Annotated in this window: 12 protein-coding genes; 5 read left to right on the top strand and 7 right to left on the bottom strand. The window is 59.0% G+C overall.

Annotated features, from left to right (window positions below; genetic code table 11):
• Nucleotides 1-428 precede the first annotated feature (428 nt).
• The 3 genes from RHM68_RS11450 to mapR all read left to right on the top strand — a co-directional run bounded on the left by RHM68_RS11450 (nucleotide 429) and on the right by mapR (nucleotide 4,782).
• Nucleotides 429-1,645 (top strand): IS3 family transposase gene (locus tag RHM68_RS11450; RefSeq protein ID WP_322216042.1). Its coding sequence is split into 2 segments (ribosomal slippage): nucleotides 429-774 and nucleotides 774-1,645, totalling 1,218 coding nucleotides; the frame shifts between segments, so codons are not numbered across the junction.
• Between the two features lie 220 nt (nucleotides 1,646-1,865).
• Complete coding sequence (gene ccoG / locus RHM68_RS11445; protein WP_322223005.1) at nucleotides 1,866-3,296, top strand: cytochrome c oxidase accessory protein CcoG; 1,431 nt, start codon at nucleotides 1,866-1,868, stop codon at nucleotides 3,294-3,296.
• Nucleotides 3,297-3,372: 76 nt separating this feature from the next.
• Nucleotides 3,373-4,782 (top strand): GntR family transcriptional regulator MpaR, encoded by a 1,410-nt coding sequence (gene mapR / locus RHM68_RS11440; protein WP_322223003.1) that lies wholly within the window; start codon nucleotides 3,373-3,375, stop codon nucleotides 4,780-4,782.
• Between the two features lie 37 nt (nucleotides 4,783-4,819).
• On the opposite strand, the gene RHM68_RS11435 is transcribed toward mapR, so the two are convergent.
• The 7 genes from RHM68_RS11435 to tpx all read right to left on the bottom strand — a co-directional run bounded on the left by RHM68_RS11435 (nucleotide 4,820) and on the right by tpx (nucleotide 17,590).
• Nucleotides 4,820-5,566, bottom strand: a complete 747-nt coding sequence (locus tag RHM68_RS11435) for an SDR family oxidoreductase (RefSeq protein WP_322223001.1) — start codon at nucleotides 5,564-5,566, stop codon at nucleotides 4,820-4,822.
• 76 nt (nucleotides 5,567-5,642) lie between these two features.
• Nucleotides 5,643-7,742: a putative bifunctional diguanylate cyclase/phosphodiesterase gene (locus RHM68_RS11430; RefSeq protein WP_322222999.1), complete on the bottom strand. Its 2,100-nt coding sequence runs from the start codon at nucleotides 7,740-7,742 to the stop codon at nucleotides 5,643-5,645.
• A 175-nt stretch (nucleotides 7,743-7,917) separates the two neighbouring features.
• A complete protein-coding gene (locus RHM68_RS11425; protein ID WP_322222997.1) occupies nucleotides 7,918-9,399 on the bottom strand; it encodes an efflux transporter outer membrane subunit in 1,482 nt (493 codons plus the stop codon).
• On the bottom strand, nucleotides 9,396-12,503 hold the full coding sequence (locus RHM68_RS11420) for an efflux RND transporter permease subunit (protein WP_322222995.1): 3,108 nt from the start codon (nucleotides 12,501-12,503) through the stop codon (nucleotides 9,396-9,398). Before RHM68_RS11420 ends, RHM68_RS11425 begins: the two co-directional genes overlap by 4 nt.
• Complete coding sequence (locus RHM68_RS11415; protein ID WP_322222993.1) at nucleotides 12,500-15,604, bottom strand: MdtB/MuxB family multidrug efflux RND transporter permease subunit; 3,105 nt, start codon at nucleotides 15,602-15,604, stop codon at nucleotides 12,500-12,502. The genes RHM68_RS11420 and RHM68_RS11415 overlap by 4 nt, the downstream gene beginning before the upstream one ends.
• A complete protein-coding gene (locus RHM68_RS11410; protein WP_322222991.1) occupies nucleotides 15,601-16,914 on the bottom strand; it encodes an MdtA/MuxA family multidrug efflux RND transporter periplasmic adaptor subunit in 1,314 nt (437 codons plus the stop codon). The genes RHM68_RS11415 and RHM68_RS11410 overlap by 4 nt, the downstream gene beginning before the upstream one ends.
• 175 nt (nucleotides 16,915-17,089) lie before the next feature.
• On the bottom strand, nucleotides 17,090-17,590 hold the full coding sequence (tpx, locus tag RHM68_RS11405; RefSeq protein ID WP_077749974.1) for a thiol peroxidase: 501 nt from the start codon (nucleotides 17,588-17,590) through the stop codon (nucleotides 17,090-17,092).
• Nucleotides 17,591-18,330: 740 nt separating this feature from the next.
• Between tpx and RHM68_RS11400 the strand changes: the two genes are divergently transcribed.
• Together RHM68_RS11400 and RHM68_RS11395 are read left to right on the top strand one after the other, a co-directional pair.
• Nucleotides 18,331-18,453 (top strand): hypothetical protein, encoded by a 123-nt coding sequence (locus RHM68_RS11400; protein ID WP_322222989.1) that lies wholly within the window; start codon nucleotides 18,331-18,333, stop codon nucleotides 18,451-18,453.
• Between the two features lie 147 nt (nucleotides 18,454-18,600).
• Nucleotides 18,601-20,007, top strand: coding sequence for a DUF1254 domain-containing protein (locus RHM68_RS11395; protein ID WP_322222987.1), 1,407 nt, complete (start codon nucleotides 18,601-18,603; stop codon nucleotides 20,005-20,007).
• Nucleotides 20,008-20,156: the final 149 nt, after the last annotated feature.

Raw genomic sequence — 20,156 nt, 5'->3', positions numbered from 1 at the left:
AAAATTCGAAGACACTGTTACCGGAGCCACTCAGATTGTTTATTGGAAAACCACTAAACACGTCCACAATGCTGCGCTCCAGATCACCATCGCAACCTGGCTGGGTCCAAATTGGCGGGCCCGTAACAACAGCTTCCAGTCGAACTTATCAAAAACCTCCATTGGAGCCATCGAGTACAGTTAAGTACCCGCCGAGGGGGCTTCACGCCCTCTCGGTTTTTTACCGCTTCAACGCAGAAGCGAGCGTGGAGAATATGAGCGAAGCAGAGGCTGACGCCCTAACCGTCGCCGTTGATTGTCTTAAGTGATTAAAGGCCACCGACCGTGATTCGATGATTTGACTGACCCGGATCAACACTGGACGAGCCCCCTGAAAGACAGGACACCGTTTCCCCCTTAACATAAGGGATAGGCAAACGACTGTGTATATGACTAATAGAAACGATAAGGGTGGGGAGCTTTTGGGTCAGGAGCGGCGTCGCCGCTGGAGCCCGGAGCAAAAACTGGCCATGGTTCGCGAGAGCCTGCAACCGGGGCAAAGCGTCTCGGTGGTGGCTCGACAGAATGGCGTGAATGCCAACCAGTTGTTTCAGTGGCGCAAGCTCTATCAGAGCGGCAGTCTCTCGGCTGTCAGTGCTGGGGAGAGCGTGGTGCCCGCTTCCGAGCTGGCCGATGCGCTCAAGCAGATCCGCGAGCTACAGCGCATGCTTGGCAAGAAAACCATGCAGGTCGAGATCCTTCAGGAAGCTGTGGAGATTGCTCGGTCGCGAAAATGGATTGCGCACTCACCCTTGTTGCCGGGGGACGACCAGTGAAGCTGATCAGTGAAAGTCTCGGTGTAGCGCGCTCGCAATTGACGGTTCGACTCAACCCAAATGCTCAGGTCGAGCGGCGTCGCCCTGCGCTGGACGATGCCGCACTGGTCGAAGAAATTCAGGCTGAAGTGAGTGAACTGCCCAGCTACGGGTACCGCCGTGTGTGGGGGTTGCTGCGTCGTCGGCGTGAAAAGCAGAGTCAGGCGCCGATCAACGTCAAGCGGGTTTATCGCGTCATGCGCGATCATCAGTTGCTGCTGGAGCGACGGATTAAACAACCGGGTGTGGCACGCCGTCACGAAGGCCGAATTGCCGTGGCCACCAGCGATACCCGGTGGTGCTCGGACGGGTTTGAGTTTCGCTGTGATGATAACGCCAAGCTGAGCGTGACCTTTGCCCTGGACTGCTGCGACCGCGAAGCCATCGGTTGGGTGGCCAGCCCGACCGGGTACAGCGGCGACGATATCCGTGATCTGATGCTGGAGGCGGTGGAAAAACGCTTCGGTGAAGAGGCGCCTGCCACCCCGGTGCAATGGCTGAGCGACAATGGCTCGGCCTACATCGCTGAACAGACACGCCAGTTTGCCCGACAGATCGGTTTGCAACCGGTGACCACACCGGTGCGTAGCCCGCAGAGCAACGGCATGGCCGAGAGCTTCGTCAAAACGATGAAACGCGACTACGTCGCGCACATGCCCAAACCTGACCGGGAAACAGCCTTGCGTAACCTGACGATTGCCTTTGAGCATTACAACGAGGAGCATCCGCACAGCGCGCTGAAATACCGTTCACCACGGGAGTTTAGGCGTTTGGCAGCGGCATCAATTTAACGGGGTGCAGGTGTCCGGTTTGATAGGGGCCAGTCCAAACACCCCCTCCGTGCACCCGATATAGAGATTCGCAGCCCGCGATGCCCACTGCATCAACGTGTCGCAGGCTCCACCTGGACGCTCATCTGATCTGCTTTTTATTGCAATAGCTGAGTCTGTTATGCAAACAGATTGCCGCTCATAGTTCACCGGCCTGATGGAGGCTGATGAGCGAAAGACCATGAGCGATAGAATCCCCGTCCGAACCGTAGAAAGCACCCCGTTAGTCAAAAGCCATGAGCCTTCGCGTCCAAAGATGAAGGCCAGGTCCAGCGATAATCTGATCCACACCCGCAGCTTCACCGGTCTGTTCCGGACCTTGCGCATGACCGGCGCAGGTTTTCTGTTTTTGATGTTCTTCGCCACCGTGTGGCTGACCTGGGGCGACCGTCAAGCGGTGCTCTGGGACCTGTCCGAAAGCAAATTCCATATTTTTGGCGCGACCTTCTGGCCACAGGATTTCATCCTGCTCTCGGCCTTGCTGATCATCGCCGCGTTCGGCTTGTTTGCGATTACGGTGTTTGCCGGCCGGGTCTGGTGCGGCTACACCTGCCCGCAAAGCTCCTGGACCTGGATCTTCATGTGGTGCGAGAAAATCACCGAGGGCGAACGCAACCAGCGGATCAAACTGCACGCCGCCCCCTGGGGCCTGAACAAACTGCTACGGCGCTCGGCCAAGCACACGCTGTGGCTGGCCATCAGCGTGCTCACCGGACTGACCTTTGTCGGTTACTTCACACCCATCCGACCGCTGGCCGAAGAGCTACTGACCCTGCAAATGGCGGGTGTCAGTTTGTTCTGGGTCATCTTCTTCAGCGGGGCGACTTACATCAACGCCGGCTGGCTGCGTGAAGCGGTGTGCATGCACATGTGCCCCTATGCGCGATTCCAGAGTGTGATGTTCGACAAAGACACCCTGACCATTTCCTACGACGCGGCGCGGGGTGACATCCGTGGTCCACGCAAACGCGAGGTCAAACCCGCCAACATCGGGCTGGGCGATTGCATTGATTGCCAGTTATGTGTGCAAGTCTGTCCGACCGGTATCGACATCCGCGACGGCTTGCAGATGGAGTGCATCGGCTGCGCGGCGTGTATCGACGCCTGCGATTCGATCATGGACAAAATGGGCTACGCCCGTGGACTCATCAGCTACACCAGCGAGCATGAGCTGCAGGGTGGCAAGACTCATCTGCTGCGGCCACGCTTGATCGGTTACACCGCCGTGTTGTTGCTGATGATCGGCGCGCTGGTCCTGGCGCTGGTGGAACGGCCAATGGTATCGCTGGATGTGAGCAAGGACCGTGGCCTGTTCCGTGAGAACAGTGAAGGCCTTATCGAAAATATCTACAGCCTTAAAGTCATCAACAAAACCCAGCAGCGCCAGGCGTACCACTTGAGCCTGGTAGCGGGCGATGGATTCCAACTGCAAGGCAAGACCGAGCTGAGCCTGGCGCCCGGCGAGATTGTCGATGTGCCGGTATCCGTGGCGATGACCGCCGAACGCCCGAGCAGCAGCTCACAAACCATCCGCTTCAAGATTGTCGACCGCGATCAGCCCGACATCTACAGCGTGGCCAAAAGCCGGTTTGTTGCACCGATGAATCGTTGATCCCTTAGACTGCGGTGCGGCCGGCTCACGCAGAAGTCAGCGCCGATTTTCAGAATAAAACCAACCCAGGCACTCGATGAAACGCTACGAAAAATTCGCCGAAGACATCGCAGAACTAATCCGCTCCGGCGTCCTTGGACCCGGCCAGCGCGTACCGTCCGTGCGCTACGCCAGCCAGACCTATGGGGTCAGCCCGTCCACCGTGTTCCAGGCGTATTACCTGCTGGAACGTCGCGGGCTGATCCGTGCTCGGCCGCGCTCAGGCTACTTCGTCAACACCCACGCACCGAGCCCGTTTTCAGAGCCGGTGATCAGCAGTCAGGTCAACGAATCCACCGAAGTCGATGTCAGTGAACTGGTGTTTTCGGTCCTGGATTCGATCAAAGACCCGACCACCGTGCCGTTCGGCTCGGCCTTCCCGAGCCCTACGCTGTTTCCGCTGCAACGCTTGTCACGTTCTCTGGCCAGTGCCGCGCGGGACATGGACCCACGCATGGTGGTGACCGACATGTCGCCAGGCAACCCACAGCTACGTCGACAAATCGCCCTGCGCTACATGGTCGGCGGTCTGATGCTGCCCATGGAAGAACTGCTGATTACCAACGGCGCACTGGAGGCACTGAACCTATGCCTGCAAGCCGTTACCGAACCCGGCGATCTAGTGGCCATCGAGGCCCCGGCGTTTTACGCCAGCCTGCAAGTGCTGGAACGGCTGAAACTCAAAGCCGTGGAAATCCCCGTACACCCGCGCGATGGCATCGACCTCGGCGTACTGGCGCAAACCCTGGAGCGCCACCCGATCAAAGCGTGTTGGTGCATGACCAGTTTCCAGAATCCGATGGGGGCGACCATGCCCGAGGCAAAGAAACAGGAGCTGGTTGAGTTATTGCGCCGCCATCAGGTGCCGCTGATCGAGGACGATGTCTACGCCGAACTCTATTACGGTCAACAAGCCCCAAAACCGGCCAAGGCTTTTGATACCGAAGGGCTGGTGATGCATTGCGGTTCGTTCGCCAAGAGCCTGGCCCCTGGCTATCGGATCGGCTGGGTGGCTGCCGGGCGTTACGCGCAAAAAATCGAACGGCTGAAGCTGATGACCTCGCTCTGCGCCTCGATGCCAGCCCAGGCGGCCATCGCCGATTACCTGCAACATGGCGGCTACGATCGACACCTGCGCAAACTGCGTTATGCCCTGGAAGAACAGCAAAGCGCGATGCTCGCCGCCATTGCGCGCTATTTTCCGGCACAAACCCGAGTCAGCCAACCGGCGGGCGGCTATTTCCTGTGGCTGGAACTGCCACCGCAGATGGACTCACTGAAATTGTTCCAGATGGCACTCGCGCAGGGCATCAGCATCGCGCCGGGGCCGATTTTCTCGCCGACCCGGCGCTTCAGGAATTGCATTCGCTTGAACTACGGCAGCCCGTGGGATGAGGCGTCGCAGAGAGCGATGGAGACGCTGGGACGGATTGTTCGCTCGTTCTGACAGTGACCGTTCGCGCGCAAGTGGGAACGGTCAGCGTTTAGCGCCCACCGCCAAGATCAACGAAGGTCCCGGTTGCATAAGAGGCCTTGTCCGACAACAGCCAGATAATCGCCTCCGCCACTTCTTCCGGCCGGCCACCGCGGGCCATCGGAATCGCCGACTCCAGCTTGCTGACCCGGTCCGGATCGCCGCTCAGCGCATGGAAATCGGTATAGATGTAACCGGGACGTACCGCGTTGACGCGAATCCCCTCGCCCGCCACTTCCTTGGACAGGCCAATGGTGAAACTGTCCAACGCGCCTTTCGACGCCGCGTAATCCACATACTCGTTGGGCGCGCCCAAGCGCGACGCCACCGACGACACATTGACGATACTGCCCCCCTGCCCACCGTGTTTGGGTGACATGCGCAGGATCGCGTGCTTGGCGCAGAGAATAGGCCCCAGAACGTTGGTTTTCATGATGTTGAGAATGCGAAACTCGGACATCTCATCCACCCGAGACTTGTGCCCGACGGTGCCCGCGTTGTTGACCAGCGCGGTCACCCGCCCCAGCTCAGTGTCGACATGGTGGAACATGGCGATCACTTCGTCTTCAATACTGACGTCGGCCCGGACCGTAATGGCCTCGGCGCCCAAGGCGCGAACCTGTTCCAGTACGCGGTTCGCAGCCTGTTCGTCGGACTGATAGTTGATGCAGATCCGATAGCCTTGCTCTGCGGCCAACAGCGCGGTGGCCGCGCCGATGCCACGGCTACCGCCGGTGATGATCATGACTTTGTCCATGCTGACTTTCCCCGTTTCTAGCGTAAGCAGTCGGGGCCCAGAGTAACCGGCATTGGCAAGTTTTGCATAAGGGCTATCACCCGCAGGATGAATGAGCCCCCACCGCCCGCTGCTCACCACGGTGGATGTCCGCCATAAACTGATCCGCAGGCAGCGGATGGCCCAGCAGGTAACCCTGTAGCGAATTACACCCCAGCTTCGTCAGGAACTCCTGTTGCACACCGGTCTCGACGCCCTCGGCAACAATGCGCAACCCCAGCGCCTGACCGAGGGCGACGATGGCCGATACGATGGCAGCGTCATCGCTGTCGTGCTCCAGATCGCGGACAAAACCGCGGTCGATTTTCAGTTCATTCGCTGGCAGGCGTTTGAGGTACATCAAACTCGAATAGCCAGTGCCGAAGTCATCGATGGACAAATCGATGCCCATTTCCGACAGTTCCTGAAGCACCGTCATGCTCGCGTCGGCGTCGCTCATGGCGGTGGTTTCGGTGATTTCCAGGGTCAGGCTATTGGCGGGTAAATGATGCGTGGCGAGCGCTTTGGCGACGCTTTGCACCAGCCCGACATGACAGAACTGCAACGCCGAAAGATTCACCGCGATCCGCCAGTCGGTGTAGCCCTGCACATACCATTCACGCATCTGGCGGCACGCTTCGTTGAGTACCCATTCGCCGATGGGAATGATCAGCCCGGTTTTTTCCGCTAAATCGATGAATTTGTCCGGCAGCAGCATGCCTTGGGCTGGGTGCTCCCAACGCAGCAGTGCCTCGGCACCGACCGGTCGACCATTCATCGCGTCGAACTTGGGCTGGTAATGCAGCTTGAACTGCTGCAAATCCACGGCATTGCGCAGGTCTTGCAGCAGTTGCAGTTGTTTACGGGCATTGCTGTTCATGGAGGCGTCAAAGAAGCTGTAGCCGTTTTTCCCGGCACCTTTGGCGTGGTACATGGCAGCGTCGGCGTTCATCAGAAGTTCCTGAGCGCTCTGACCGTTGCCAGGGTAAACCGCGATGCCGACGCTGGCGGAAATCTGCAAGTCGTGCTCGGCGACCCGAAACGAACGCGCAATCAGCCCGACCTGACGAGCTGCCAGACTCAGTGCATCGCCGGGTTCAGTTAGTCGCACCAGCAGCACAAATTCGTCACCGCCAATCCGTGCCAAGGTGTCCTGGCTACGCAAGTCCTCACGCAGGCGCAGGCCGACCTCGCGCAGCAACTGATCGCCCATATGGTGACCAAAGGCGTCGTTGACCGGTTTGAATCCGTCCAGATCGATGAACATCAACGCAAAACAACCGCCCTGCTCCTGCACCTTGGAGATGGCCTGCTCGATGCGGTCAGCCAGCAGCATACGGTTAGGCAAACCGGTCAAGGTATCGTGCAAAGCCAACTGAGTCAGTTCGCGGTTGGCTTCGGTCAGGGAATGGGCCAGGTCGGCGGTGCGCGCCTCCAGACGCGCATCCAGAACCGACGTCAGCAAGGCGATGCTCAACACCGCCAGAGTAGTGATCAGTACCAGGTTGTCCAGTCCCTTGCCGCTCAACCCGGTGAGGGCCGCACCACAGAAACCACCGTCGGCAAAACGCGCTGCCGCCATGCCGGTGTAGTGCATACCCACGATGGCGACCCCCATGATCACCGCGGCGCCGCCGCGCAAGAGGCCAACGTAAGGCGAGTGCTGGCGCAGGCGAAAGGCGATCCATAACGCCGCGGCGGAGGCGCCCACCGCAATCACCAGCGAGGTACTGAACAGCGCAGGATCGTAATCGATGCCAGGCTGCATACGCATCGCCGCCATACCGGTGTAATGCATCGCACTGATCCCGGCCCCCATGACCAACGCGCCGAATGCCAATTGCCAGGCCAGCAGTTGCGGCTGACTCACCAGCCACAGGGCGAAGCCGCAGGACAGGACCGCGATCAGCAACGAGAGAAGGGTAATACTGAGGTCGTAACCCAGTTCGATGGGCAACTTGAACGCGAGCATGCCGATGAAATGCATCGACCAGACGCCAACCCCCATGGCGACGGCGCCACCGGCGGTCCAGAAGTGAACCGCCAGCCCCTTGGCGGTCGCTATCCGCCCGGTGAGGTCAAGCGCGGTATAAGAAGCAAGAATCGCCACGCAGATCGAAATGAAAACCAGCGCGGGAGAGTAGGTGCCAATAAGCATGGGATTTCTCGTGACCGCCACACCATACCGCGTCCATTCTCAGTGGGGCAAAGCGCACGATTGTACTGATTACGCGCCAGAACGCACTGACAAAGTTATCAAAGTGCCATCAACCCGATGAAACGCTTGTTTGACACCCAAAAAGCGCGGCGATACAAAGCTGAAAGTGCCGGAATCAGGGCTTCTCCGCCTTCTGCAACTGCCCGTCCCAACCACCACCGAGCGCGGCAATCAGTTGCACACTGGCGATCAATCGGCTCTGCATCAACGTCAGGACGCTTTGCTCATTGCTCAGTGCCGTCGCTTGAACCACCACCACGTCCAGATAAGCAATCAAGCCCGCCTTGTACTGGTTTTGTGTCAGGCGCAGGGAGTCCCGAGCGGCGTCCAGCGCTTCCTGGCGCACCGCTGCTTCGTCCTCATAGACTTTGAGCTGCACCAGGTAGTTTTCCACCTCGCGAAAGCCATCCAGTACGGTCTGGCGGTATTTGGCCACGGTTTCGTCGTACAGCGCTTCATTGCGATCGACATCCGCCGAACGCGCGCCGCCGTCGAACAGTGGCAACGTCACTTTCGGCCCCACCGACCAGAAGCGGTTTGGCAAGCTGATCAGGTTGCTGGAGGTACTGCTGCTGTAACCACCGCTGAGGCTCAGGCTCAAGTCCGGGTAGTAAGCGGCTTTCGCCACCCCGATGTTGGCGTTGGCGGCAATCACCGAACGTTCGGCCGACGCAATGTCCGGTCGGCGTTCCAACAGTTGCGACGGCAGGTTCAAGGGAATCTGCGGCAGCGCCGGAATGCCCTGGGTTTCAGCCAGGTTGAACTGCGCCGGCGGTAAGCCGATCAGCACCGCAATGGCGTTTTCGAACTGGGCACGCTGCCAGATCAAATCCACCAGACTGGCCTGCGTGGATTTGAGCTGCGTCTGGGCTTGGGCCACGGCGGAGCGCCCGGAAATACCGGCGCGGTATTGGTTCTGGGTCATCTGCAGGGAGCGCTGGTACGCCTCGACCGTTGATTCCAACAAACGCTTCTGCTGGTCGATCACCCGCAACTGCAAATAATTCTGCACCAGTTCCGACTGCTGACTCAGGCGCATCGCGGCGAGGTCGGCAAAGCTCCCCTGGGCACTGGCTTCGTTGGCCTCCAGGCCACGGCGTAATTTGCCCCAGATATCGGCTTCCCAACTAACCCCCAATTGAGCGTTGTAGGTATCACGAATACCGCTGGAAGAACTGCTCAGGCTTGAACTACTGCTGCCGGCGCCCTGACTGGAGCGGGTTTTTCCAGCGCTCAAATCAATGGTGGGATAAAACGCAGCGCGGGCGGTGCTCACCAACGCCTGGGCCTGCCGATAGCGCGCATCGGCCTGGGCCACCGTTTGGTTGGCGCTATTGAGTTGTTCGACCAGACCGTTGAGCTGCTGATCACCGTACAACTCCCACCAGGCGCCGCGTGCCAAGGCATCACTCGGGTTGGCCTGCCGCCAGCCTTCGGCTTGCTTGTACTGTGCCGGTTCAGCCGTTTGCGGGCGCTGGTAATCGGGACCGACCGCGCAAGCGCTGAGCATTGCCACGCACAACGACAGACTCAGCAAACGCGAGCCCCGAGCCATGGCCAGCGGTGTAGCCAGAGTGATAAGCGAACGGTCAGTCATAGCGGAGTTTCCAGAGCAGCATCGGTACGCACCCCACGCCAATGGTTGAAACGATGGCGCAGTTTGTCGAGATAGAGGTAAACCACCGGAGTGGTGTAAAGGGTCAGCACTTGGCTGAAAATCAGCCCGCCGATGATGGTCAGGCCCAACGGCTGACGCATTTCCGCGCCTTCGGCACGGCTGAGCAGTAGCGGCAACGCGCCCAGGATCGCCGCCAGGGTGGTCATCAGGATCGGCCGCAACCGTTGCAGGCAAGCGCTGCGAATTGAATCCAGCGGACTCAGGCCCTGATGGCGTTCCAGTTGCAACGCCAGGTCTATCATTAGAATCGCGTTTTTCTTCACCACACCGATCAGCAGGAACAGCCCCAGCAGCGAGATCAAGCTGAACTCCCCACCCAGGGCGTAGATCGATAGTAATGCGCCGACCCCAGCCGATGGCAGCGTCGACAGAATCGTCAGCGGGTGAATGTAGCTTTCATAGAGCACACCGAGAACCAGATAAACCGCCACCAACGCCCCCAGAATCATCCACGGCTGGCTCTTCTGCGTCGCGGCGAAGGCATCGGCGGTGCCGGCCATTTTCACAATCACGTCTTCGGGCATGCCGAGCTTGGCAATCGCCCGCTCGATAGCGGCCGTGCCCTGCTCCACCGTGACGCCTTCAGCCATGTCGAAGGAAATGCTCTCGGAGGCAAACTGGCCTTCGTGACTGACCCGGTCGTCTTCCAGGCTGTTTTCATAGTGGGCGATGGTGGACAGCGGAATCCGCGCACCGGCCGCCGTAATCACCTGAACCTGTTTGAGCGTGATGGGGTCCTGGGCGTAGATCGGGTTGACCTCCATCACCACTTGATACTGGTTGAGGCTGTCATAGATTGTTGAAATTTGCCGCTGGCTGTAGGCGTTGTTCAACACGGCAGTAACCATGTCCATGTCCACCCCCAGGCGCTTGGCCTGGTCACGATCGACGATCAGGGTGACTTGCTGAGCACCGCGACCTTCACGGGCATCAATGGCCGTTAGCTCCGGCAAGGTTCTGAGGGCGGCCACGACTTTCGGATACCACTCGCGCAACGAGCCCAGATCGGCGCTTTGCAGGATGTAGGAATACTGGGAGGTCGTCTGTTCACGACCGCCGCCAAATTGCAGGTCCTGATCGGCCATCAACATCAATTGCGCACCGGCAACCTTGGGCATTTCCTTGCGCAGGCGTTCGATGACTTTTTGCGCGGACACACCCCGTTCCTTGATCGGTTTCAAACGCACTAGCATGAATGCATTGTTGGTACCGTTATTACCGCCAATGAAACCGGCAACACTTTGCACCGCGTCGTCCTTGAGCACGGCACGGCGGAAGACTTCCATTTTCGGTTGCATCACGCTGAACGACAGCCCGTCGTCGCCACGCACGAAACCGATCAATTGGCCCGTGTCCTGCTGGGGCATGAAGGTTTTGGGCACCACCACGTACAACGCCACGTTGACGCCAACGGTCACGATCAGGCTGAGCAACGTCAACCGACGGTGACGCAACACCCAATCGAGGCTGGTGGCGTATTTGCCGACCATCCATTCGTTGGCCCGGCGACTGCCGCGCTGCAAACGATTTTCCTGGCCCGGCGTGTGCGGTTTAAGCCATCGGGCGCAGAGCATCGGGGTCAGCGTCAGGGACACCACCAGCGACACCACAATTGACGCAGCCAGCGTGATGGAAAACTCGCGAAACAGGCTCTCTATGATGCCGCCCATGAATAGAATCGACAGGAACACCGCCACCAGGGACACGTTCATCGAGAGCAAGGTGAAACCGACTTCTTTGGCGCCGAGGTAAGCCGCTTTCATCGGCGGCACCCCTTCATCGATGTGCCGGGTAATGTTCTCCAGCACCACAATGGCATCGTCCACCACCAGCCCGGTGGCGAGAATCAGCGCCATCAACGACAGGTTATTCAGGGAAAACCCATAGAGGTACATCACCGCAAAGGTGCCCACCAGCGACACCGGGACTGCCAATGTCGGAATCAGCGAGGCGCGAAAGTTACCGAGAAACAGGAACACCACCAGAATCACCAAAGCCACAGCGATCAGCAGGGTCATCTCCGCCTCGTGCAGGGTCGCCTTGATCACCGGCGAACGGTCCATCGCCAGGTTCAGTTTGACGCTGGCCGGCAACACCGCCTGCAACGCCGGCAACTGAGCCTTGATTTCGTTGACGGTCTCGATGATGTTGGCACCGGCCTGGCGGTTGATCACCAGCAACACCGCCGCATCGTCGTTGAAGAAGCCGCTGTTGTAGCGGTCCTCGACGCTGTCACTGACTTTGGCCACGTCCTTGAGACGCAACGCCGCACCGTTGTTGTAGTGAATGATCAGCGACTCGTAATCCTTGGCCTTCTCCAATTGATCGTTAGCCTGCACCTGCCACAAACGCTGGTCGTCCTCGACCGAACCCTTGGGCCGGCGCACGTTGGCGTTAGCGATGGTGTTACGCACATCGTCGAGGGCCACGCCGTACTGATTGAGCGCCTGCGGTTCGAGTTCGATACGCACCGCCGGCAGTGAGCTGCCGCCAATCTGCACCTCACCCACACCCTGCACCTGGGACAGGCTCTGAGACAGAATCGTCGACGCCAGATCGTAGAGCTGACCTTTTTCCAGCACGTCCGAGGTCAGGGACAGCACCATGATCGGCGCTTGCGACGGGTTGACCTTCTTGTAGGTCGGCATGCTGCGCATCCCGCTGGGCAGCAGGTTGCGCGAGGCATTGATCGCCGCTTGCACTTCCCGCGCCGCACCGTTGATGTCACGGTCCATGTCGAACTGCAATATCACCCGGGTCGAGCCCTGGCTGGAGCGGCTGCTCATGGTATTGACCCCGGCGATAGCGCCGAAGGAGCGCTCCAGCGGCGTGGCCACGGTCGAGGCCATTACCTCGGGGCTTGCGCCTGGCAAACTGGCCGTCACCACGATCACCGGGAAGTCCATCTGCGGCAGCGGCGAGACCGGCAACAAGCCAAAGCTCACGCCGCCCAGCAGCATGATCGCCAGGCTCAAGAGCATGGTCGCCACCGGGCGTTTGATGAAGGGACCGGAAAGGTTCATGGCTGCTCTACCGACTCCACGCGCGAAGGCGCACGGCCCCAGCGCCGACCGAGACGGTCGAAATACAAGTAGATCACCGGTGTGGTGAACAGCGTCAACACCTGGCTTACCAGCAACCCACCGACCATCACCAGACCCAACGGCTGGCGCAATTCCGCGCCGGAGCCGGTGGCCAGCATCAATGGCACGGCGCCAAACAGCGCCGCCAGGGTGGTCATCAGAATCGGCCGGAAACGCAGCAGCGCTGCCTGATAAATCGCCTTTTCAGGGTCCATGCCCTGATTGCGTTCAGCGTCGAGGGCGAAGTCGATCATCATGATCGCGTTCTTTTTCACAATACCGATCAGCAGGATGATGCCGATGATCGCGATCATCCCCAGGTCATTGCCGCTCAACAGCAGCGCCAGTAAGGCGCCGACCGCCGCCGAGGGCAAGGTCGAGAGGATGGTGATCGGGTGGATATAGCTCTCGTAAAGCACGCCGAGGACGATGTACATCGTCACCACCGCTGCCAGAATCAGCAGCAAAGTGCTCGAAAGCGAGGCCTGGAAAGCCTGGGCCGCCCCCTGGAACTGAGTCTGCACGCCAATCGGCATGCCGATGTCCTTCTGCACTTGATTAATGATGTCTACTGCATGCCCCAGCGCCACGCCGGGGGCGAGGTTGAAGGACATCATCACTGCCGGAAACTGGCCGATGTGGGTGATCGCCAATTGCGCCTGACGTTCCTCGACGTGGGCCAGGCTCGACAGACGCACCTGAGTTCCAGCAGTGGTCTTGACGTGAATCTGGTTCAACGCATCAGGGCCAATCTTCTCTCCGGACTGTGATTGCAAGACCACGCGGTACTGGCTGGCCTGCGTGTAAATAGTGGAAATCTGCCGCTGACCGAAGGCGTCGTATAGCGCATCGGTAATGTTCGACACCGAGACCCCGACCCGCGATGCCGCATCCCGGTCGATCACCAGATACACCTGCAAACCCTTGTCCTGCAAATCGCTGGCGACGTCGGTCAGGTCCGGCTGTTTGGCCAGCGCGTCGACCAGACGACCGCTCCACAGGCTGAGCAATTCGGAATCCGGCGACGACATACTGAACTGGTACTGCGTGCGGCTGACCCGGTCTTCAATGGTGAGGTCCTGCACCGGCTGCATGAACAGGCGAATACCGATCAACTTGTCCACTTGCGGTTGCAGGCGGGCAATCACTTTGGTGGCACTCAGGTTGCGCACGCTGTGTGGCTTGAGGTTGATCAGCATACGACCGCTGTTGAGCGTCGCGTTGTCACCGTCCACACCAATATAGGAAGACAGGCTCTGCACCGCCGGGTCCGCCAGGATCACCTTCGCCAGCTCCTGCTGACGCTCGCTCATGGCGGCAAAGGAAATCGACTGCGGCGCCTCGGAAATACCCTGAATCACCCCGGTGTCCTGCACCGGGAAAAACCCCTTGGGCACTACCATGTACAGCACCACCGTCAACGCCAGGGTGCCGATGGCTACCAGCAACGTCAGCGGCTGGTGCTTGAGTACCCACTGCAATTTGCGCCCGTAGGCGGCGATCATCCAGTCAATGGTCGCGCCGCTGGCCCGGTAAAAGCGGCCCTGCTCTTCTTCCTTGGGTTCACGCTTGAGCAACCGCGCGCACATCATCGGCGTCAGGGTCAGCGATACCACCAGGGAGATCAGGATGGCCACCGCCAGCGTGATGGCGAATTCGCGGAACAGGCGCCCTACCACATCGGCCATGAACAGCAGCGGGATCAGCACCGCAATCAGCGACAGCGTCAGGGAAATCAGGGTGAAGCCAATTTGTTTGGCGCCCTTGAGCGCCGCATTCAGTGGGCTGTCGCCTTCTTCGATGAACCGGGAAATGTTCTCCAGCATGACGATTGCATCGTCCACCACAAAACCGGTGGCGATGGTCAGGGCCATCAGGGTCAGGTTGTTGACCGAGAAGCCTGCGAGGTACATCACGCCAAAGGTGCCGATCAGCGACAGGGGCACCGCCACGGAGGGAATGATCGTGGCGCTGGCCCGACGCAGGAACAGGAAGGTCACCATCACCACCAGCGCGATGGCAATCAACAGTTCATGCTGCACGTCGGTAACCGACGCGCGAATAGTCTGGGTACGGTCGGTGAGGACGGTGACATCAAGGCCGGCCGGCAGGTTGTCGGTGATGCTCGGCAACAGGGCCTTGATCCGGTCCACGACTTCAATAACGTTGGCACCGGGCTGACGCTGGATGTTCAGCAACACGGCCTGGTTTTCGTTGGCCCAGGCCGCGAGTCGTTCGTTTTCGGCGCCGTCGACGATTTCGGCGACGTCCTTGAGCCGCAATGGCGCACCCTTGGTATAAGCCAGAATCAGGTTGGCGTAATCCTTGGGCGAGGTCAGTTGGTCGTTGGCGTCAAGCATCGAGACCCGAGTCGGTCCGTCGAAGTTGCCCTTGGGCTGGTTGACGTTCGACGCACCCACCAGGGTCCGCACGTCCGAGAGGTTCAAACCATTGGCGGCCAGGGCCTCGGGGTTGACCTTGATTCGCACCGCCTGACGCTGGCCGCCAGCAATGCTGACCATGCCGACACCGCTGATCTGGGCGATTTTTTGCGCCATGCGTGTGTCGACCAAATCATTGAGTTTGGGCAGCAGCATGGTCTTGGAGGTGATGGCCAGCGTCAGCACCGGTGTGTCGGCCGGGTTGACCTTGTTGTACACCGGCGGTGCGGGCAAATCCTTGGGTAACAAATTGGTCGCAGCGTTGATCGCCGCCTGCACCTGCTGCTCGGCGACATCCATGTTGATGTCGAGGCTGAACCGCAGGGTCAACACCGAAGCGCCGCCAGAGCTGGTGGACGCCATCTGGGTCAGGCCCGGCATCTGCCCGAACTGACGCTCCAACGGTGCCGTCACGGCGCTGGTCATTACATCCGGACTGGCGCCAGGGTATAGGGTCATGACGCGGATAGTCGGGTAATCAACCTGAGGCAAAGCAGACACCGGCAGCAGCCGGTAAGCGATGAGACCGGCCAGAATAATGGCCAGCATGCTCAGGGTCGTTGCGACCGGGCGAAGGATGAACAGCCGCGAGATGTTCATGCGCCGCCCTTTTTCGCCTTGTCGGTAACGGCGGCATCAGGAGTACCGGCGGCCGGCTTGCCTGGCAGGTTTTCGGCCGCAGTGCTCGGAACTTGTGGCGTGTCGTTGACCACTTCCACCTCGCTGCCTTCCTTCAAGCGGTCGGTGCCTTCGAGGACGACGCGATCGCCCACAGCCAGGCCTTCGGTAATTACGGTGTTGTTGCCGTCGCTCGGGCCAACTTTCAATTGGCGAACCGTGACCTTCTTGTCGCCATCCAGCGCGTAGACGAAGGTGCCGTTGGTGCCGTACTGGATAGCTGCCGATGGCGCAAGCACCACCCCCTTGAGGGTGTCGGCCAGCAAGTGCAGGTTCACAAACTGATTAGGGAATAGCGACTGATCACGGTTGTCGTAGCGCGCCTTGAACTTCAGCGTGCCGGTGCTGACGTCAATCTGGTTGTCCAGGCTCTGCAACACGCCGGTCGCCTGCAATTTCGTGTCGCCACGGTCCCAGGCTTCGGCGGGTAATTTAGCGCCCGAGTGATAGCGTGCCAATACGGTGTCGAGGCTGTTCTCCGGCAAGGTGAAGACGACGCTGATCGGCTGGGTCTGGGTAATGATCACCAGCGCTGTGGTGTCGTTGGCCGCGACCAGGTTGCCGACGTCAAGCTGACGCAAGCCGACACGCCCGGCAATCGGCGCACGGATTTTGGTGAATTCGAGGTTGAGCTTGGCGTCGTTGACGGCGGCCAGGTTGGTCTTGACCGTCCCCTGGTACTGGCCGACCAGCGCTTCAGCGGTATCCAGGGTCTGCTTGGCGATGCTGTCCTCTTTGAACAGGCCGCGATAGCGCTCGACATCCACCTGAGCGTTTTTCAGTTGCGCCTGGTTCTGTAACAGCGTGCCTTCGGTCTGGAGCAAGGCGTTCTGGTAAGGACGCGGATCAATCTCGGCGAGCAGATCACCCGCTTTGACCATCTGGCCTTCCTCGAACGACACCTTCATCAACTCGCCAGCCACCCGGCTGCGTACATTGATGGTGTTCAGCGCCGTGACGGTGCCCAAGGCCTTGTAATAGACCGGGAAGTCCCCTTTGACCGCCGGCGCCACGCGCACCGGGATCGGCCCGGTCGCCCCGCCAAATCCTGGACGCATCCCCCCCGCCTTACCCGTATGCCCAGCGGCAGCTTTGTTCGTTGTGGCCTCATGGTTATTGCCGGCAGGCCAGAATTTCCAGCACGCGCCCGCGATAATCAACAGGACAAGCAGGCCGAACAGCCAGCGACGGGAACGACGGGGTGTGGAGGATTGCATTGAATGATCAACCATGGGCGCGTGGGCTTCTATTACGGGAGGCTGAACGATAAGCACTGACTGATGTTTAGCAAAGCGCCTTTACCGGCAATTTACCTTCGGCTTACGTAACAGGATATTTGTCCAAAACACTGAATCACAAATGAAAACGGCCTGGACAGGGCCAGGCCGTTAACCTTTGTAAAAGCGCTTACTTGAGAACGGCGAGCGCCGCTTCATAATTAGGCTCTTCAGCGATTTCTTTAACCAGCTCGCTGTGCAGTACGTTGTCGTTTTCGTCCAGAACCACCACGGCACGCGCGGTCAGGCCTTTGAGCGGGCCATCAGCAATGGCAACGCCATAGTTCTCGATGAATTCTGCACCGCGCAGGGTCGACAGGTTCTGTACGTTTTCCAGACCTTCGGCGCCGCAAAAGCGAGCTTGGGCAAACGGCAGGTCCGCGGAGATGCACAGCACGACAGTGTTGGCGATGTCATTGGCCTGGGCGTTGAACTTGCGAACCGACGTGGCGCAGGTCGGGGTGTCGACGCTTGGGAAAATGTTCAATACTTTGCGCTTGCCGGCGAAGCTCGCCAGGGTCACGTCCGACAGATTGCCGGCCACCAGGGAAAAGGCTGGCGCCTTGGAGCCAGCTTGTGGCAGTTGGCCGTTGACTTGAACCGGAGAGCCTTTAAGAGTGACTTGAGCCATGAACGGAGTCCTTCTGGAGGGTGTTGTTAATAATTATCAAGAGGCCGAAGTTAACCACGAAATGGCTCGACGACCTATGCCCAGATACAAATTGTCATGCGCCGTTACTGAAACAAGATGCATCGCGCACAACCGACACAATGCCTGTGGAACTTCGGGCATGCGGGCTCGTTTGAGTAAGCACAGCCTGTTTCGATTGCGCGCCACGAACATCCGTCGCCTGTCCCATTAACCGTTCCAACGGCGCTTGCCTGCTTCAATTGTCGGGGTACTGGGATCGATATCACCCAGCGGCATCACCCGCTCAGGAAAAATTGGCACTATCGAGGCAAAATTCGAGCACGTGCTTCGGGGTACGACTGGGGATGAGCGTTCTGAGTTCCAAAACCGGCATAAATGAAGCAATCCATTGGCCAACGGCGTGGCAGATTAGCGCTTGCCCCAAACACGGCACACAAAACATAAGAATTAAAGCCCGCGACTGGCTAACCGGTGGTTAGCTGCTAGTTTCGCAGACATGTCCTACAGGCCTGATCAGAAAGAGATTACGGGGATCGGTCGAAGACAAGGACTAAGCCACCGCGCAACCGTGGAGTCACGTCTAAACATGCATGGCCCAAGCACTGATGGCGGTGACATTAATGGCATCTGGGGGCGTGCGAACGCAGACGCCGTCAACGAGAGCAACCCACTCCTGAGCCTGGCGCCCTGCCCACCCAAACAAGGCCTACACCACCGGCATGGGTGAGCTGAACCTGTTCAATATTTTATGGCTCATGACTGAGCGCCTACCGTTGGGCATCGCCGCGCACGTCCGCGATCTGGATACCCGCATTAGCGGCCTGACGCTGGTCAACTGTTAACTGTTATAAGGACACGCGGGGTTTACGCCCGATCATTCAGAACGAACCGATCAACGAAAGGGATCGCTTCTATGTTCAATAGGCTGAAAAAATCGACGATATCACGGCTGTGCATTGACGCCGACGTACTCATGAAAAGGACAGGACATGCCGATTGAAAAAACATCCCGCTTACTGCTGGCAGGCCTCTCGCTACTGCTGAGTTGCAGCGCCTGGGCGGATTTCACCGCAACCCCGGAAGAAGCCCGCGGCATCGCCAAGGAAGCCTATTTGTATGGTTTTCCGGTGGTGGAGATGTACAAAACCCTCTACACCCAAGCGGTGGACAAAGGAGGACCGAACTTCAAGGCGCCGTTCAACAAGATCGCCAACACGGCCAAGGTGTTCACAGCCGCGGACACAGCGTTTGTCACGCCAAACGCGGACACACCCTACTCGTTCGTCTGGATGGATCTACGGACCGAACCGGTGGTACTGAGCCTGCCGCCAATCGCTGAAAACCGCTATTACTCGGTGCAACTGATTGACCTCTACACTCAGAACTTTGCTTACCTGGGCACCCGCAGCACTGGCAATAAGGGCGGTAATTTCATGCTTGTCGGCCCCGACTGGCAGGGCCAGCAACCGGTGAATATCGATCGCCTGATACGCAGTGAAAGCAACATCGCCTATGCGCTGTATCGCACGCAACTGTTTGACAACGATGACCTGCGCAAGGTCAAGCAGATCCAGAACGCCTACAAGGTTCAAACCCTGAGCCAATACCTTAAGCAACCGGCACCGCCGGCTGCGCCGAAAATCGATTGGCCCAAGCCAACGCCGGACATGAGCGACAGCCCGGAGCTGTTCCGTTACCTGAACTTCATGCTGAGCTTCGCGCCGTCTCAGGACGTGGAAAAAGACCTACTGGCACGCCTTGCAAAAATTGGCATCGCGGCCGGTCAACCGTTCAAATTCAGCGACCTCAGTGCCGAGCAACGCAAGGCATTGGAAGGCGGTATCGCTGATGCCAAGGCCGAGTTCGCGCAGTTCAAGAAAGATAAGGTCGATACACATCAGGTCAGCAGCGGTGATTTGTTCGGCACACGTGATCACCTCAAAGGCAATTACCTGTACCGCTACGCCGGCGCGAACATCGGCCTCTTCGGCAACTCCGCCGAAGAAGCCACCTACATCAACTACTTCGCCGACAGCCAAGGCAAGCCGGTTAACGGTGCCCGACACAGTTACACCTTGCACTTCAACAAGGATGAACTGCCGCCGGCCGATGCCTTTTGGTCGCTAACCCTGTATGACGGAAAAACTAAATTTCTGGTGGCCAATCACAAGCGGCGCTACCTGATCAATTCACGGATGCTGCCCAAACTCAAGCGCGATGCGGACGGTGGGTTGACTGTGTATGTGCAGCACTCAGAGCCTGTGGGCGACAAGAAAATCAACTGGTTGCCGGCTCCTCACGGGCCGTTTTATGCAGTGCTGCGCATTTACCTGCCCAAACCTGAAGTGGTGAACGGCGAGTGGAAAATTCCGCTGCTGGCGCCGATCAGTCAGTAAAGCAGGCAGCAGCCCACAGAAAACACGCATGAGCGAGGCGTCTTTCATAACTAGACACTTCGTTCCTCGGCCATGGATGTCGTTACTTTTTGTGGGGTGCGCCCAGTCGTCCTGGCGACCGAAGATGGCATTGGCCGGTCAATCACCGG

The organism is Pseudomonas sp. DC1.2 (assembly GCF_034351645.1).
Taxonomy (GTDB): Bacteria; Pseudomonadota; Gammaproteobacteria; order Pseudomonadales; family Pseudomonadaceae; genus Aquipseudomonas.
The sequence above is the reverse complement of the archived record's forward strand: the minus strand, read 5'-3'. Positions and strand labels throughout refer to the sequence as shown.